We start from the raw sequence: 16,501 nt of genomic DNA, 5'->3' as shown, positions 1-16,501 counted from the left end.
GCAGAAGCTGCGGTTTTATTTTTTATTGATTTGTCAGCACCTTGCCGTAGGCTTTCAGCTTCTCCCCCACCGTGCATTGGTTGATGCAGAAAGAATGAGCGTGCGTTTTTCCAAACTCTTTGCGGAAATGCTTTTTTACGAAACAGTCTTTGCAATATTCATCCTGAAGCTCTGTCAATTCTTTATAAATGCTTTTTTTATCCAATATCAGTCATCTCCGTTACCTTCTAATGTTATGCGGCTTTCAATCTGCCGGTCCGAGAGAATTTTTCTGGCAAGGTCATCCGCTTCTTGATTTTCCTTTCTGTTTACGGCTTCATATGTCGGTGTCAGCTTTAAGGATTCGAGCAGCGCTTCAATTTTATCCAGCCATTCGTTTTGCGTTTCATCATAACACGGCCAGCTGCCGTCAAGCTGATGTAAAACGACGAGGGAATCCCCTCTTATCGTGATTGAATTTCTGCTTGCGCCAAGTTCCTGCACTTCCTTAAGCGCTTCGTACAAAGCGGCATATTCAGCCTCATTGTTCGTCTGAAGCGTTAAGCTTTTGTTTTTCCGTATGCGGTGCCGCTTGCCGCCGAGAGAATAATACACGACAATTCCGAGTCCGGCGCGTCCGCTTGTTTTGTCAAAGCCGCCGTCGAAATACACTGTAATGTCGTCGGGTTCGTGCGCAAGTTCTTCAGTAAGCTTTTCTAATTCTTTAAGCGTCCAGCTCGCGCCTTTTTCATCCTCAAAATAAATGTCTTTTATATAAGGAAAGCGGCTGACTTCTCTTGCAAGCATGCGCGCTTTCGGAACGGTCAGCCAATCTTCGGAAAAAAACGCGACGGGGCCTGTTCCTTTTGCTTCTATTTCGATATACGGCTTAAGATTCATTGAAATCACCTTACCATTCATTAGTTGACGGGCGTGTGCTATAATCAAACCATTCTCAAATTGAAAGGAAGTCAGCAGGTTTTGTTTAACGATGTGTTATGGATCTTATTTGCGGTCATTCATTTTATCATTGTTCTTCTGTTTTATAAAGGATTTGGCAAAACGGGCCTATTCGTATGGATCGGTTTCGCCACGGTGTGCGCCAACTTGCAGGTTGTCAAAACAGTCGAGCTGTTCGGGCTTACGGCGACACTGGGAAATATCATGTACGGCACCGTTTTCTTCGCAACGGATGTGCTGAATGAAAAATACGGTCCCAGGGAAGCGCGCAAAGCCGTCTGGCTCGGGTTTTCCACTCTGCTCGCTTTGACATGCGCCATGCAGGGGGCTCTTTTATATAAACCGGCTGCGTCAGATATCGCACAGCCGGCCCTTGAGACGATTTTCGGTTTTCTGCCGCGTGTTGCGCTCGGAAGCCTCTTGGCTTTTATTTTCAGCCAAACGATAGATGTTTATGTATATTCAGCCATTCGGAGAATCTTTCCTTCAGACAGGCTTCTCTGGCTCAGAAACAGCGGAAGCACGGCGCTCAGCCAGCTCCTGGATACATTTATCTTCACTGCCGTGGCCTTTATCGGCGTTTATTCCGCGGGAGTATGGTTCAGCATCTTCATTTCAACTTACCTGATTAAATTTGCGGTATCACTCATTTCTGTCCCTTATGCGTATGCGGCAAAACGAATGACACCGAATGGAGAGTGACGGATGATGCCCGCTGAAATTTATGTAGACGGTGCAAGCGCCGGAAACCCGGGCCCGTCCGGTATCGGTATTTTTATTAAACATGACGGGAAAACAGAATCTTTCTCAATTCCGATCGGCGACCATTCAAATCAGGAAGCTGAATTTCTCGCTTTAATTGAAGGAATGAAGCTGTGTGCCGCCCGCGGATTTGAGTCCGTGTCATTTCGGACGGATTCGGATATCGTGGAGCGGGCCGCAGATCTTGAAGCGGTTAAAAACAAGGCTTTCCAGCCGTTTGTGGACGAAATCATCCGCTTAAAGGCCGGATTTCCATTGTTTTTCATTAAGTGGATTCCCGGCAGACAAAACCAAACAGCCGATCAGCTCGCAAAAAAAGCGATTCGGCTGAATAAATAACCGGAATGAAATTGCGTCTCACTGTTCATCCTATAAATGAGGTGAACAGCTATGAGAAAAGAAAATAAAGGCCGGCTGACCGGGGGCGTGAATCCTCAGGGAAATATGGAAGGAAACGCGCATAAAGACCCGAAATCAGCCCTTGAAAACAACGCAAAAAAAAGCAATACAAAACGCTAGAGGGATCAGCTGATCTCTCTGGCGTTCAGCTTTTCGAGCATTCTTTCAATTCCTTTTATCTGATGGCGTCTGAGCATTAAGGATGCTTCTTCCATCTTCAATGAAAAAAGTGCTTCTTCAAGCGTACAGACTAACGGCACCTCGCAATGTATTTCAGCAAGCTGCCTTGACAGCTCCAATTCTTTCAAGCTTTGCTGAATTTTCGTTTGCTGGCCCTTCGGCAAGAGAGCGAGGCTTTCTAATAACCGGTCTATGTTTTGATATTCACGGATCAGCTTGTACGCCGTTTTTTCCCCGATCCCTTTAACGCCGGGATAGTTATCGCTCGTGTCTCCCATCAGCGCCTTAATGTCAATCAGCGCTTTTGCCGGAACTCCCGTTTCTTCTCTGAATATCTCATCTGTATATACCTTATAATTGCCGATACCCTTTTGCAGCAGCGCTACTTGAACTTGATGATTCAGCAGTTGAAGCAGATCTTTATCACCCGTTACAATCGTAATTTCCGCTTCCCCGGAAAATAGGGCAGAAAGCGTACCGATACAGTCATCCGCTTCATAGCCTTTTATGCCGATGTTTAAAAAACCGAGCTCTCGCGCTGCTTCTTTCGCCAGATCAAATTGCGGAATCAGCTCTAGCGGCGGTTCGCTTCTGTTGGCCTTATAATCTTGAAACAAATCATTGCGGTACGTTTTGCTTCCCATATCCCAGCAGCAGACGACATGTGTGGGCTGAAACGTATCAACCGCCGTAATAAGATGCTTTAAAAAACCGTTGACGCCGTTTGTGGGAATTCCGTTTTCATTTATCATAAAATTGCGATGAACGGCCGTCGCGAAAAACGAGCGGAATAAAAGCGCCATGCCGTCAACGAGCAGTAATTTGTTATTCATATATCGAAACTCCTTTTTATTCAATGTTCCTATTTTACCAAAGAAGGCGGTAAAAAAACAGCATCCCCCCATTTGGAAGATGCTGCCGTCACGTTACTCACCGTGTCTTTTATTGCTTGCCATCAGCTTTTCAGCTTCACGGCCGGCATAAGAATCAAATTTCTGTCCGAAGCCGTTTTTCTTTTTGGCATTGTTGTTCTGCTGAGCATTTCTGTTTCCCAGTTTTGTTCTGCCCATGGTCATATCCCCCTTTAGAGAAGATACGGATAGTATGTACAGCAAGCGCTGATGACACACGCGGCAGGTTCATCCATTACTGTCTGCTGACGAATTCTTTCACCATCTCTTCACTTACGAATCGTCTTTGCGGCACGATGCCCTTTTTCGCCAGCTGGTTCATTTTTGCGGTGATGCCATTGATGGCATCTGTCGTGAACGGTTTATTCTGTCTGCATTTTACAACGGCTTCTTCAATGGCCTGTTCACGCTCATAATCAAGCTGTACAAATGTTTTGACGTGCTGATGCTGTTTTGCGGAATGTGCTGAAATTGCTTTATGGACTTCTGACATAAAAGGTTTCATCTCGCTTTTTTTCATTTTAGTCTACCACGACTGATATCTGCCCGCCAACCGGATTTTTAAATTTTCAGCATTTCATCTTTCTTTTTCCATGCTTTTTCGGCTTCGTAAAGGTGTTCAATCTCCCTCGCACTCGTATTTTCCGCAAGACCTTGTAAATAAGTGTCCCGCTGCTCGCGGATCTGGGACAGGCTTTTATCCGCCATGTCTTCTTGCAGACGGCGCACCTGCTCAGTATATCGCTCTGAAAGGCTTTCTTTCTCCTGCTCAAGCCACTTTTCTGTGACTTTTTGCAGGCTGAGCCTGAGCCCTTCCACAAACGCTGCTTTTCCGTTCTGTTCAAAAAACTGCTTCGGCGATTTAACTTCTTTTATGTGATGTGTGAATACCGAGACGTCAATGACCGGAGCGACCTCTTTCAGCTGAACGGCAAATTCGTTTTCACCGCTGACATAAATGGAGAAATCTCCGTCTTCCATAAGCTTCTTCTGACAGTTTTCCATCCATTCCTCAGTCATATGGCGCTCAATAAAACCGGTCATCCGGATATCGAGCGTTTTCAGCTCTTGAATATATTCAAAACGGAATTCCTTGAGCGCTTCATTCAGCGCCGCTGATATATTTTGTTTCCAATCACCGTTTTGAAGACCCGGATGGAAGGCAGTTTTCAGCATATCATTCGCATAAAACGTCAGGCGATGTTTAATGTGATAGAGCTGTTCTTCCGTATCTTTCATCACTTTTCGAATGATGACCTCAGACGTACGGCGCTTTGAAATGTCACCGAGAGCTTTTTCATAGGAAGACTCCAGACGCTGTTTCTTTTTCTCTTTTTCTTCTGCCGACTGGTGAAGAGATTCGTGAAGCTGTTCCACCATACCGCACAATTTGTCCGCCTCTGTTTTCAGCTGGGCGCAGCTGGCCCTCATTACATCTTCCTCAATAAAGTGCTCAAGCCCGGTTCTTACATCAGAGAACCTGTTATAAAAAGCTTCTTTTTTACCCGCAAGCTCTTCTTTACTTGAGACATGATATAATTTCGGCCGGTTAATTCCCTCTTTTGAGAGTTCTGAGCGGACATAGTCTTTGACGGTTTCCAGCTCGCTTTCGGTTTTGGCCAGATCGGCGGCGTTAATGACAAAAAACATTTTATCCATGCCGAATGCTTCTTTGACGAGGCCGAGTTTCTTCAGAAAAGACCTGTCTCCTTTTGAAAAAGAATGCTGATAGTACGTCATATAAAAGAACGCGTCAGCATCTTTTATATATTGAAAGGCAAGTTCCGTATGGCGCTTATTGATACTGCTTGCTCCCGGCGTATCAACAATGGTGATGCCTTTTTGCGTGAGAGGCGAATCATAATAGACGGTGACTTCTTTTACGCAGCAGGCCGTTTTTTCTTCGGCTGCGTACGGTTTTACATCTTCAACCGGCACCGTCAGTGTCAGCCTTTGACGGATCTGTTCTTCATACGTATCAAACGCCTGCAGCATCGTCTGAATCACAGGAATAAGTTCACCCGGAACTTTTCCCTTTTTAATGGCATAATTCCATCTCTCTTTCAGTGAACGCCCCTTTACGTCAGCGTCTTTCAGCTCAGTCAGCTGAAGCATTTCAGCGTCCAGCTCCTCCTCCGTTTTAAAAACGATCTCCGCAGATTTATGCGGTTTGCCGTCTTGCGGTTTCGTTATTTTGTTGATCGTAGCCGTTGTGGGCGTCGGAGATGACGGAAGCACGTATTCACCGACAAGCGCATTTGCAAATGATGATTTACCGGAACTGAATCCGCCGAATAACGCCAAGGTAAACTGGCGGTTTTCAAGCCGCTCAATCCTGCTTCGAAAGGCTTCTGCCTGTTTTCCTAATATGCTTGAGGATTCAAGAATCCCGGCAAGCTCATAGAACCGATCAGTCTGCTCTTTTATAGGAAGTTCCTTCATCGCATTTTTTTCGGGCTTGCTTACTTCATGCCGTACAGCCTCTTTTGGTTTCTCTTTTTGGACGGGCGCTTTTGCAAGGCGTTTTTTTCGCGTATACCAGTCGCCGTTTCCCGTATCACAGGTCAATTCTTCTTCCCACAAAGCGCGGACTCGGGCTGCTTTTTCCAAGGCATTGCGTTCTTCTTTTGCCGATTGCGCGAGCTCATCCCTTATTTTCTTTTCTTTTTCGAGCCGGTTTTTCAAGTTCTCAATGAGCGGTCCGTTTTTTGTCTGAACATAAGCGGTCAGCTCCTCAATGAGTTCCGCTGTCTGTCTTTTGGCTTCCCTTCTGATCATTTCAGCGAGGTCTTTCGTATAAGTTAATACGTATTCAGATGAAAAGGCCGCTCCCTGCTTAAGGGCCTGAGCGGTGATATCATCAGAAAGCGGTGTGCGGTACGCCTGGATTTTCCTGATCAGTTCGTCCGAATCCGCTTCATACCGCTTGGCCGCTTTCGTAAATGTGTCGATAATATGCCAATCCGCTTCCCCTTCCGTTCTTTTTTTAATATCGGCAAAAAATTCAGCATGCCTTCTTTCTTTTTCCAAAGCCGTTTTCGCTTTTGAAAAGAATAACCCGGTTTTAAATGAGGGCTGCTGTGATTCAATATAAGCAGATGCAAGCTCCCTCATCTCAAAGGGTGTCAGATTAGCGTTTTGCAATATGTTCTGCACGTCTTTTCTGATGTCTTTCTCTGCTGTTTCAGCCTGTTGAACGGCTTTTTTAAGCTCATCTTCAACAGAACGGACAAGTGCTTCTTGTTTGTCAAACTGCTCTCCGCTGCCGTTTTTATCATCTTTTATGAGCATCTCTGTATGCTCTTTGACTAAGTGTGCGACTTTTCTCTCCGTTAAGGACCATAAATTTGTTTTTGCCTGCTGTTTCAGCTTCTGCAGATGTTTTTTCAGCTGTTCCATGCCGTTTAAAGGATGGTCAGGCTCAGTGACAGACGTAAAGAAAAGCGATTCTTTCGGTATTCCCGCGCCTTCAAGCATATCTTCCACCTGCCTGCGGTACTCTTCAAACTTCGTTTCAGTTTCATCATGTCTGTCAATTTGGTTGACGATCAGAAACAAATTCGGAATACGGTCCTTGATGGAGCTGAGAAACAGCATATTTTCTTCTGAATGAACGTGATTATAATGAACGACGTAAAATAAAGCGTCAGCCTGATGCAGAACCGAAGCGGCAGATAAAAAATGCGCTTCGTCCGTCGAATCAATTCCCGGTGTGTCAATGTAGGCCGCGTAAGGCTCTGACTCCTTAAAGCCGGCATAGACTTCCACCGTCTCAATTTGCTCACCATCTTTACAGAATTGCTGCACTTGTTCTTTATCGTAACTTCCTTTGATCTCTGCATAAGCCCCGTCCGTCGTATGAAGCACGACTTTATCTTCACCGTGCCGGATGACAACGAGGTTGGCGCTTGTAGGAATCGGGCTTGTCGGCAGTATGTCTTCACCGAGCAATGTGTTTAATAAAGAGGACTTTCCGGCCGAATAATGCCCGGTAAACGCGATATAAACCTCTTCATCAGCCGCTTTTTTCATAATGGCCGCGAGCTGATCGGCCCGTTTTTTATCCTGATGATCCAAAAATTGTGCGTATAAGGCACCCGTTCTGCTGAAAATCTCCCTGTTATGGCGTTCTTCTTCTGTCATGTGTCTTTACCCCTTTGTGTCTGTCGCATCAAATGACGTTTTCATTTTTAGAAAGCTCTGAAAAAAACCTCTCCCCCATTTTACACAAGAATGGCACACTTTTCTTCAGGAAACGCAAAAAAGCCGCCGATATCGGCAGCTGATAAAGAAAAAACACCCGCGGCAGGAAAAACCGCAGATGTTTAAGAAGACATCGATTTATTCGAAACTTTTTTCAATACGAAACCAATTAAAACACTGTATGTACAAACGGCTGCAAATAAAAATAACATTGTCATTTTCGGCACCACCTTGAATGAGAATCATTTTCATATTTACATCTTATCATGAGTGAGAATGATTTTCAATCTCTATTTTGCGGTGTTTTCTTCTAGCGCTTTCTCTTCGGCGCGAATCCTCACAGTGAGCATGCAGGCATTGAGAATCGAAAAGAGAAACAGTGTCCAATACGCTCCGTATAACAGCGGCAGAAAAATAAATTCTAAGATGACGACCGCGTAGTTCGGGTGTTTCATCCACCTGTACGGCCCCTTTCTGACAAGCTCCGCATCCGGCACGACAAGGATTTTCGTATTCCAATACCGTCCTAATGATAATAGCGCCCAATACCTGATCCCCTGTACAAATAAAATGATACATATAATTACAATTGTATTAAAAAAGAAAAGGAGTGTTTACAATGAAAATGAAAAAAACTTTAGCCGGCTCAGCCCTATCACTCGCTTTACTCTGTTCTGCCGCCCCTGCTTTTGCCGCAGGTCCTGCTGATACACCTTCTGCAGAAAGTAAAACGAAGGAAGTATCTGCTTTGGCGACGTTCATACTTAATGGTTCTGGCCCTGATTATCCTACTTCAATTTATCGGAATGGAATCACCTATTATTTAGACAACATCACCTTCCATGGTGCTGATGGCACTTGGACAGCCGTCTACAAAAGCTGATTTTTCATGACGCGGAATGTTTGTTCTAAGTAACAACTAAAAATAATCCGTATGTTACCGTGCAGATGAGAGAATAAATGATTGCTAACATGTATCTAAGAAGTGTCAAAATTGAAAATTATGACAGATTCTGTATTATCTCTTGCTCTACTTGTATCAGCATCTCCTGCTTTTGCAACTGCTGGACGGTATCAACAATTGGTATCTAAAAGGAGTTTCTTTCTGGAACGGAATCTGGTATGGGAATGATGAGCGCTGTTACGAATATGAAGGGGGCTCTGTCCCCTTTTTCTAGTTTCACTGACCTTAATAATTGATCCGATATATATGCCACTTTAGAAACTAATGGACAATTAGGCTACGAATTAAAAGATGACTGTAAACCATCAAAGATCTTAAAAATGTGATCGATCCAAAATGTCTTAACAAAGAGCCTCGGCCTCAAAAAGATGATCAAGCCAATATATTCGAGGAAATCAAAAAACACCAGACTCAGCACAAGCCAAAAAATCTTGAATAATTCGCTGATTAGTAAGCCTTTTGTTATTCAAAACCGAAGCCGAATCAGACCGTTAACCGCCGATCATTTTTTACCAAACCGGTTTACAAGAAACAAAAAAAGCATCTGAAGCAGATGCCTTTTTTCAATCGATATTGCGATGATGAAAAGAGTCGGTAATCCCCGTATTTTCCGACGAGGTCCTTGTATGCGCCTGAATATGCTTTTCAGCCGGCTATAAAATCATTGATTAATTGATCAGTCGTTAATATTGTGGCGAATTCATCATGCAATGTTGCCAGAGATATATTGTGAATAGTCTCTGCATCATAATATGTATCATTTTGGTCTCTCATTCCAAAGGCTGCTGTTGCATCTGAAATCAGGTATGTATCAAATCCTAAATTACCGCTCATCCTTGTGGTTGTTGAAACACAGTGCGGCGTAGTCAAGCCAGTGATTACGACAGTTGTTATATCATTTGCTTCTAAAAGCTCTTCCAGATTAGTACCAATAAAGCTGCTGTTTACTTTCTTGGTTATAATGACTTCTTTATCCATAGGTTTAACGATTTCCTTTATAGCAACCCCCTCATTTTTTGGATAAAATAAAGAACCAGGTTTATCAGAAATATGTTGTATGTATATGACTATCCATCCTTTTTCTCTCCATAATTTCAGTATTTTGCTGATATTTTCTTCCGCCTTTACGTTATTTCGTTCTCCCCACTTTTTATCATCAAAGGCTTTTTGTACATCCACAATGATTAAAGCTTTTTTCTTTTCTGCCATCAGATAACCTCCTATATTGAAAATTCTTATTTATAACATTTTAAATAAAGATTTTACTTTTGTACAATTGTTTCAGTGTTAAATTTCATATCGCACCTTCCCCGTTGGAAAAGCATTGAAATATCTAAAGCAAGCACTCACTCAAAAGCTGCAGATCACCAGAGGCCAGTAATATTCAACAGGGATATCCCAAATACAACTGTTAAGAATGGTGTTACTTATTACCTTAAGAAAGTAGAGATAATCGAAGGGTTCTATCGCGCAACTTTTGAAGGATGGATTAATTAAAAGAAGGGGCTTTCCCTTCTTTTCACTCTCATTTGTAAGGATCCGTGCACAAAATACTCGTTCACGTACATATAGTCCGGGACGGTTTTTCGGTGAAATAAGGCGGATGCCGCATCACTCAATTTAGTTTCTTTTCAAACAATGAAAATAATAAATGAAAGAGGATGCCTCACAAAAAGTTCAGCAAACTTTCGGAAGCATCCTCGATCTGGATAAAATAAGATGTTATTTTAAAGAAAAACGGATAACTAACCCTCTTGAACCCTTGTCACATCAAGGGTTTTTTTCGTTTTAGGAATCATATTATAAACAATATTCAAAATCACGGCGGTAAAGCTTCCGGCGACGATTCCGTTTGTGGTCAGCAGATTTAAGTAAGACGGCAGGTGCTTAAACATATCGGGAACGACGGTTACACCGAGTCCCAATCCGACCGAACACGCGACGATCAGAAGATTTTCCTGCTTTTTAAAGTCAATTTGACTGAGCATTTTAATGCCGTAGGAAATGACCATGCCGAACATGGCCACCATCGCGCCTCCCAGCACCGAAGACGGGATGATGGTCGTGAAGGCTGCGATTTTCGGAAAAAGGCCGAAGAGCATTAAAAGTGCGCCCGTGACACCGATGACCGCGTTTTTCTTAATTCCCGTCAGTTGCACGAGGCCGACGTTTTGGGAATAAGCCGTGTACGGAAAAGCATTAAAAATGCCGCTGATGAATACCGCCAGGCCTTCCGCGCGGTAGCCTTTTGCTAAATCACGTTCAGACAGGCGCCGGTTTGTCAGGTCACCGAGAGCGAAATAGACGCCGGTTGACTCAACAAGGCTGACAATGGCAACGATGGACATCGTAATAATCGGTGCCGCATGAAATGTCGGCGTCCCGAAGTAAAACGGTTTAATCATCTGAATTGCGTCAGCATTCGCCACATTGTCAAATTGCACTTTTCCCATAAAATAAGCGATGGCCGTCCCGATGACAATGCCGATTAAAATCGAAATGGATTTCAAAAATCCTTTTGTAAACCGATAAAGCAGCACGATGATGACGAGCACCGTAAATCCGAGGGCAAGGTTAGCCGGATCACCGAAATCCTTGCTGCCTTCCCCGCCGGCAATATGATTCATCGCGACCGGCATTAAGGTCATCCCGATAATCGTCACGACAGATCCGGTTACGACAGGAGGAAAAAAGGATACGAGCTTGCCGAAGAAAAATGACAGCAGAATGACAAGCAGACCCGATGCCAAAATACTTCCGTAAATGGCTGAAATCCCGTACTCCTTACCGATAGAAATAATCGGCGCTACCGCGGTGAACGTACAGCCGAGCACAACGGGCAAGCCGATGCCGAAACATTTATTCCTCCATACTTGAAGCAGCGTAGCCGCCCCGCACATAAAAATGTCAATTGATACGAGATATGTCAGCTGTTCTGCGTTCAGTCCCAATGCCGCTCCTACAATTAAAGGAACAACGACGGCGCCGGCATACATGGCAAGCACATGCTGGATACCGAGGGAAAGTGTTTTGGCATATCCGTTTTTCATGAACGGACCTCCTGTACAAATGTCACTTTTCCGTCTTCAAGCGATTGAATTCTCGCCAGTGATTCGACCCGGCATCCTTTTTTCACCAGCTCGTCTCTTCCCGGCTGAAATGACTTTTCAATGACGATTCCGATCCCGCAAACTGCTGCGCCTGCTTGTTTTACGATGGACAAAAGCCCTTCTGCCGCCTGTCCGTTCGCTAAAAAGTCGTCAATGATTAACACGCGGTCTTCTTTCGACAGATGATTTCCGGAGATTGCAATCTGACTTTCTGTTTTTTTCGTGAAAGAATAGACGGATGCCGTCAGCAGATCATCCGTTAATGTGAGAGACTTCCTTTTTCTCGCAAAGATGACGGGAACGCCGAGTTCAAGTCCGGCCATTACCGCAGGGGCGATGCCCGAAGATTCAATTGTGACGATTTTGGTTATCTCGTCTTTTTCAAAACGGCGCGCAAATTCCCGGCCGATCTGCTGCATGAGAACCGGATCAATTTGATGGTTTAAAAAAGAATCCACTTTCAGCACTTGATCAGAAAGAACAATTCCGTCTTCTGCTATTTTTCGTTTTAATGCTTCCACAATGATTACCCCCGCTTATAAAAAATAAAAAAAGCATTGCCCGCTCTCCAAAAAAAGAGCAAGCAATGCCGAATGATCTACACGCAACGGCCGAATAAAGCCGTCCCATTGCTCACTCATAGTCGGACATTTACGGTGACCGGTAGAAACTTGCGTGCCATATTCACGCGATTATATGAGTGTTCGTATGATATTAATCAAATTATAACAAGATACACCTCTTTTGCATAGTGAAATTTGAATATTTCCGAACTTTTACAAAGAATTGGTTTTCGATTATTCGTGTTTTTAGAATTTTTAGAAAAACACCCGGTGTATGCCGGGCGTTTCGTTTATAAATATAAATTTGAATATTTGCCGACGAGATACTCAATGAGATATTGAACGTTCAGCTCTTCTCCCGTTGCATCTTTTATGATGTCAAGCGGCATTTTGCGTCTTCCGTGCTGATGAACCTTTTCTGTCAGCCATTGTTTGATCGGCTCAAAATCGCCCCGTTCTATTAATTGGTCAAATTCAGGCAGATCGTCAAGCATGGTATGCTTCAGCTGTGCCGCATACATATATCCGAGCGCATAGGAAGGGAAATAGCCGAAATCGCCGCCCGCCCAATGTACGTCCTGCAAAATGCCTTTTGCGTCAGATGGCGGTGTAATGCCTAAATAATCATGATATTTTTGATTCCACAATGCAGGCAGTTCTTCCACTGTCACTTCATTACTGAAGATCGCTTTTTCAATTTCATAACGGATAATAATATGAAGCGGATATGTCAGCTCATCGGCTTCAATTCGGATAAAGGTCGGTTTCGCCTCGTTGACAGCGCGTACAAAATCTTCTCTTTTCACATCTTGAAATTGATCAGGCGAAGCCTCAACCATTTTTTCATAATAGGCGGTCCAGAAATGTTGATTTCTGGCGATAAAGTTTTCATAAAATAACGATTGGGATTCATGAATTCCCATGGATGCACCGTCAGATAAGTTCGTTCCGCTCAGCGCTTCGTCAATATTCTGCTCGTAGATCGCATGCCCGCATTCATGAATCGTTCCGAAAATTGCCGTGCGGAAATCGTTTTCGTCATATCTGGTCGTCACCCGCACATCGCCCCGGTTGATTGTCGTCGCAAACGGATGCACCGTCTCGTCCAGGCGGCCGCCGTCAAAATCATACCCGAACTCTTTTAAGAAATACAAGGAGAGGTCTCTTTGTTGTTCTTTCGGAAACGTTTTCGTTATAAAGGAAGTGTCCGGTTTATTGCCGGATTCCGTCACTTTTTTGATAAGCGGAATGATCGCTTCCTTCAATTCAGAAAACAGCTGATCCAGCACCTTTACCGTAACACCCGGTTCGAAAATATCGAGCAATGCGTTGTACGGATGATCTTCATAGCCCCAATACGAAATAAACCGCTTATTAAAATCAATCAGCTTCTCAAGGTACGGAGCAAACATAGAGAAATCAGAGGCAGCCTTTGCATCCTCCCAAGCCGTTTCAGCTTTTGATGTTAAAATGACATATTCTTTATACTCATCTTCAGGAATTTTTTTATTATGATCATAATCTTTTTTCGCAAGTTCCGCCGCTTTCACTGTATCTTCAGAGAGCTCTTCTGCATGCGCGAGAAGGATGTCGATCAGCTCTTTCATCCGGTCGGATGTCTGGATTTGAAAAACGTCAGCCGAAAGCTGTCCGATGCTTTCCGCCCGATCATCAGAGCCTTTTTTCGGGGCTCCCGTTCTTAAGTCCCAATGCATAAGCGCAATGGCTTCGACATAGTGGGATACTCTTTTTAACAGATCAAAAAACTCTTTTTCATATGTATGTAAATCCATATCCGTTCCCCTCCCTTTTCACTATCAATTACAGGCTAATGGAATGCCGTGATAAAGTCAACTTCCCGGATTTAAAAAAGCCGCAGGATAAGAATCCTGCAGCTTTTGTTTTTATACGATTTTCGGTGTAACAGGCAAAACCTTTTTGACTTCGGCCAGGACCCGTTCACTTTCTCCGCCCGCATAAATGGATATGGTTCCGCTGTCCTGATTAGAACGGATAAGGCGGCCGATTCCCTGCCTGACTCTCAAGAGCATGTATGGCAGATCAACTTCCTCAAACGGATCTTTTTTCGCTCCGTTCCGCTTTGCGGTAAACACCGGATCATGAGGCGGATACGGCAATGCCCAAATGGTCACATTCCGGAGCGAGTCACCGGGAATGTCAAGACCTTCCCATAAGTGGACGGAACAAAGCACGGATTCTTCATCCCGCTGGAACTTTTCGACCAGACTGCTGATCTCTTCGTCACCTTCGTAGTATATCGGATACGGCAGCTCCCACGCGGCAGCCTGTTCTTTAAATTCTTTCATGTCTTCAAAGGAAGGGAAAAGAACGAGGGTGCGTCCTTCATTCTCCTTAATGGTTTCAATCGTTTCGGCTGTTTTCTGCTCAGACGTCATGTCACCGTGAAGCGCAACAGACATTTGCTCCTCGTAATCGTACGGAGATTCAACGGTGAATGATAAAGGATCACGGATTCCGAGGCTGTCAGCGATATAATCAAATGAACCGCCCTCAGAAAGAGTGGCCGATGAGAAGATATAAGGAATCTTTTTAGAAAAGACCTTTTCTCCCAGCACTTCGGCTACAGTTCTCGGCATAACGACAAACGTTGAGTCTGTATCCCGCGTTTCAAGCCAGCTGATGGCATCCTTCTGATACAGCGACAGCGAATATGCCATTTGTTCGACGTATTCTTCTACAACTGACAGCTCGTACTTATCGATCGTATACATTTCCGATTCAAATACGAGCGCCTCGCCGATTTTATCGAGCAGACGGCACAGTTCGTCAGCCGCACGCTTAACGCGCTGGTCGTTTTGGATGTCCAATCGGTGAGAGCCGGCGATTTCCTTCGATTCCTCTGACAGCACATAGAAAAACTCATCGTTTGCGGCAAGGGCATCTTCAATCAGTTCGGCGAATTCCTCTCTGATGTCATTTTGAAGCAGACGCTCTAAAAACAGCTCGAGCGTCGACTGCTTCACGCGATAGGTTAACGCTTTTTGCGCGGCGAATTCCAGCAGATGTCCTTCATCAAACACGACGGCGCTGTGATCCGGCAAAAGCGGCAGCTGCCCTTCCCTTTTACGTGATTCTTCCGTCCATACATGCTCCATGTAGAAATCATGGGAGCAAACAATCAGATCCGTTGATTTTCTGTAATGATCTCTTGAAAGTGTTAAACCGCATCTATGTCTCATATCACAAGTTAAACAATCTTGGAAGGAATCATAGCTGACGCCTGCCCACTCTTCATTCGTCAAATCAGCGTACTGTTTGCGGTCGCCGTACGGATAAAAGCGCTGCATCGCTTGTGATTCGTGTACGAATGAAGGCAGCGACTCATAAAGATCCAGCCACTTTTCATCATCAGAACGCTGCATTGTTTTCTCAAGCTTTTTCAGACACAGATACTGCTCATGGGATTTGGACAGCCGTGTATCAATCTGCAGATCCAAATGTTCTGTCAGCTTGGAAATGTCGCCTTCTTTTTTGACAAGCTGTTCAATTAACGTTTCATCGGCGCATGCGATAATGGCCGGTTTACCCGTATATCTGGCATAGCTGATGGCAAACAGCAGATACACCAGCGTTTTCCCCGTACCGACTCCTGCCTCAGCGAACATGACCTTTTTCTCTTTAAATGCCCGTTCAAGCTGAAACGCCATAAATACCTGCTCATCCCGAAGGTCAAAGCCTTTCTCGGGAAGGATATCGTAAAACACGTCACCAATCCAATTGTTCAATTCTTCGTAAAAATTCTTTTCTTTTGTTAAAGCAAAAGGCAAACGTGATGTTGTCACCCAACTCCAACCCCTAACTATTCGGCATTCAGACCATCTATAATATCATTTAACCCTTTTCAATACAACAAAAAAACTTGGCCTCGCCAAGTTTTTGTCATGATCATTTCCGGTTAATGATATGTGTACATAGGAACGGATGGTCTGTTGAATGTGTATGTTTTACCGCATTTTCAAGTTCTTCCTGTGCGTGTGTCATGGCGGAAGGACCGAACTCCGCTCCGGCTTCCTCCAGCCGGAAAGCAGTTGCGTCTAACGCCTTTTGTATTTTACTGAAGTGCTCGCTGTTCAGCATAAAATAAGATCACCTCTCAAATAGAAATAATCATCATTCTATGCCGATGTTTCACTTTCTATACATGCCATCCTGAATGATCCGCACCTGACCTGCACAAACTACAACAGATATTCGATCGAATATCCATCTTCACAAATTTATTCTACCCGGGAGTGATGGTTACATGAGTTATAAAGATCGATTAGATCAGCATTCTGAATTGTTTCATCACAATTGGACGCGGCCGAAACGCTCTAAATCGCAAGTGAACGGCCACACCGAAATGTCCCAGACCAACATTATTTTACGGAGCAACGCAAAAGCGCACCGCTGGTAATGGCAGAATAAAACGTAAAGATGCCGGAGAAG

The 16,501-nt window shown here is 44.2% G+C and carries 18 protein-coding genes, 1 pseudogene and 1 riboswitch; of the genes and pseudogenes, 5 read left to right on the top strand and 14 right to left on the bottom strand.

Annotation, left to right across the window (positions count from 1 at the left end; translation table 11 throughout):
* Positions 1–22: 22 nt before the first annotated feature.
* Complete coding sequence (locus OVA33_RS14135) at positions 23–205, bottom strand: zinc-finger domain-containing protein (protein ID WP_003153581.1); 183 nt, start codon at positions 203–205, stop codon at positions 23–25.
* A 2-nt stretch (positions 206–207) separates the two neighbouring features.
* The gene (locus OVA33_RS14130; protein ID WP_014418166.1) at positions 208–879 is read right to left on the bottom strand and encodes a ribonuclease H family protein; all 672 of its coding nucleotides are present in this window, start codon (positions 877–879) and stop codon (positions 208–210) included.
* Positions 880–960: 81 nt separating this feature from the next.
* Between OVA33_RS14130 and OVA33_RS14125 the strand changes: the two genes are divergently transcribed.
* Genes OVA33_RS14125 through sspL form a run of 3 tightly spaced genes read left to right on the top strand, consistent with a single transcriptional unit; the run spans position 961 to position 2,220 of the window.
* Entirely contained in the window at positions 961–1,641 is a 681-nt protein-coding gene (locus OVA33_RS14125; RefSeq protein WP_012117815.1) for a queuosine precursor transporter, read from the top strand.
* Positions 1,642–1,647: 6 nt separating this feature from the next.
* Positions 1,648–2,040 (top strand): reverse transcriptase-like protein, encoded by a 393-nt coding sequence (locus OVA33_RS14120; protein WP_025649782.1) that lies wholly within the window; start codon positions 1,648–1,650, stop codon positions 2,038–2,040.
* Between the two features lie 51 nt (positions 2,041–2,091).
* On the top strand, positions 2,092–2,220 hold the full coding sequence (gene sspL / locus OVA33_RS14115) for a small, acid-soluble spore protein L (RefSeq protein WP_003153575.1): 129 nt from the start codon (positions 2,092–2,094) through the stop codon (positions 2,218–2,220).
* 5 nt (positions 2,221–2,225) lie between these two features.
* Here the strand turns inward: sspL and OVA33_RS14110 are convergent, their stop codons facing one another.
* The 6 genes and pseudogenes from OVA33_RS14110 to OVA33_RS14085 all read right to left on the bottom strand — a co-directional run.
* Positions 2,226–3,113, bottom strand: coding sequence for a 5'-3' exonuclease (locus OVA33_RS14110; protein ID WP_025649783.1), 888 nt, complete (start codon positions 3,111–3,113; stop codon positions 2,226–2,228).
* Between the two features lie 93 nt (positions 3,114–3,206).
* Positions 3,207–3,350, bottom strand: coding sequence for a hypothetical protein (locus OVA33_RS14105; RefSeq protein WP_003153570.1), 144 nt, complete (start codon positions 3,348–3,350; stop codon positions 3,207–3,209).
* A 76-nt stretch (positions 3,351–3,426) separates the two neighbouring features.
* Positions 3,427–3,684 carry a YpbS family protein gene (locus tag OVA33_RS14100; RefSeq protein WP_015240067.1) on the bottom strand — a complete coding sequence of 86 codons (258 nt, stop codon included), beginning with the start codon at positions 3,682–3,684 and terminating at the stop codon, positions 3,427–3,429.
* 68 nt (positions 3,685–3,752) lie between these two features.
* Positions 3,753–7,334, bottom strand: a complete 3,582-nt coding sequence (locus tag OVA33_RS14095; protein WP_128974093.1) for a dynamin GTPase — start codon at positions 7,332–7,334, stop codon at positions 3,753–3,755.
* A gap of 182 nt (positions 7,335–7,516) precedes the next feature.
* On the bottom strand, positions 7,517–7,612 hold the full coding sequence (gene fbpC / locus OVA33_RS14090; protein WP_025284905.1) for a Fur-regulated basic protein FbpC: 96 nt from the start codon (positions 7,610–7,612) through the stop codon (positions 7,517–7,519).
* A 72-nt stretch (positions 7,613–7,684) separates the two neighbouring features.
* Positions 7,685–7,978: pseudogene (locus OVA33_RS14085) on the bottom strand (isoprenylcysteine carboxylmethyltransferase family protein); the annotation flags it as partial.
* Positions 7,979–8,013: 35 nt separating this feature from the next.
* Here OVA33_RS14085 and OVA33_RS14080 point away from each other — a divergent pair.
* Positions 8,014–8,277 (top strand): hypothetical protein, encoded by a 264-nt coding sequence (locus OVA33_RS14080; RefSeq protein ID WP_017418009.1) that lies wholly within the window; start codon positions 8,014–8,016, stop codon positions 8,275–8,277.
* Between the two features lie 726 nt (positions 8,278–9,003).
* Here the strand turns inward: OVA33_RS14080 and OVA33_RS14075 are convergent.
* From OVA33_RS14075 to OVA33_RS14050, 6 genes are all read right to left on the bottom strand, one after another.
* A complete protein-coding gene (locus tag OVA33_RS14075) occupies positions 9,004–9,567 on the bottom strand; it encodes a cysteine hydrolase family protein (RefSeq protein ID WP_025649785.1) in 564 nt (187 codons plus the stop codon).
* 536 nt (positions 9,568–10,103) lie between these two features.
* Positions 10,104–11,408 carry a xanthine permease PbuX gene (pbuX, locus tag OVA33_RS14070; RefSeq protein ID WP_025649786.1) on the bottom strand — a complete coding sequence of 435 codons (1,305 nt, stop codon included), beginning with the start codon at positions 11,406–11,408 and terminating at the stop codon, positions 10,104–10,106.
* Positions 11,405–11,989 (bottom strand): xanthine phosphoribosyltransferase, encoded by a 585-nt coding sequence (gene xpt, locus OVA33_RS14065; RefSeq protein ID WP_003153553.1) that lies wholly within the window; start codon positions 11,987–11,989, stop codon positions 11,405–11,407. The genes pbuX and xpt overlap by 4 nt, the downstream gene beginning before the upstream one ends.
* A 99-nt stretch (positions 11,990–12,088) precedes the next feature.
* Positions 12,089–12,188, bottom strand: a riboswitch (purine riboswitch).
* A gap of 133 nt (positions 12,189–12,321) precedes the next feature.
* Positions 12,322–13,824, bottom strand: a complete 1,503-nt coding sequence (locus OVA33_RS14060; RefSeq protein WP_017418012.1) for a carboxypeptidase M32 — start codon at positions 13,822–13,824, stop codon at positions 12,322–12,324.
* A 111-nt stretch (positions 13,825–13,935) separates the two neighbouring features.
* Positions 13,936–15,855: an ATP-dependent DNA helicase gene (locus OVA33_RS14055; protein WP_017418013.1), complete on the bottom strand. Its 1,920-nt coding sequence runs from the start codon at positions 15,853–15,855 to the stop codon at positions 13,936–13,938.
* A 103-nt stretch (positions 15,856–15,958) separates the two neighbouring features.
* Entirely contained in the window at positions 15,959–16,150 is a 192-nt protein-coding gene (locus OVA33_RS14050; protein WP_003153550.1) for a hypothetical protein, read from the bottom strand.
* Positions 16,151–16,316: 166 nt separating this feature from the next.
* Between OVA33_RS14050 and OVA33_RS14045 the strand changes: the two genes are divergently transcribed.
* The gene (locus OVA33_RS14045) at positions 16,317–16,469 is read left to right on the top strand and encodes a YpzG family protein (protein WP_003153548.1); all 153 of its coding nucleotides are present in this window, start codon (positions 16,317–16,319) and stop codon (positions 16,467–16,469) included.
* Positions 16,470–16,501 lie beyond the last annotated feature (32 nt).

Origin of the sequence: Bacillus sp. KICET-1, from assembly GCF_027721405.1 — a bacterium.
Taxonomy (GTDB): domain Bacteria; phylum Bacillota; class Bacilli; order Bacillales; family Bacillaceae; genus Bacillus; species Bacillus velezensis.
This window is presented reverse-complemented; position numbering and strand designations above follow the sequence as displayed.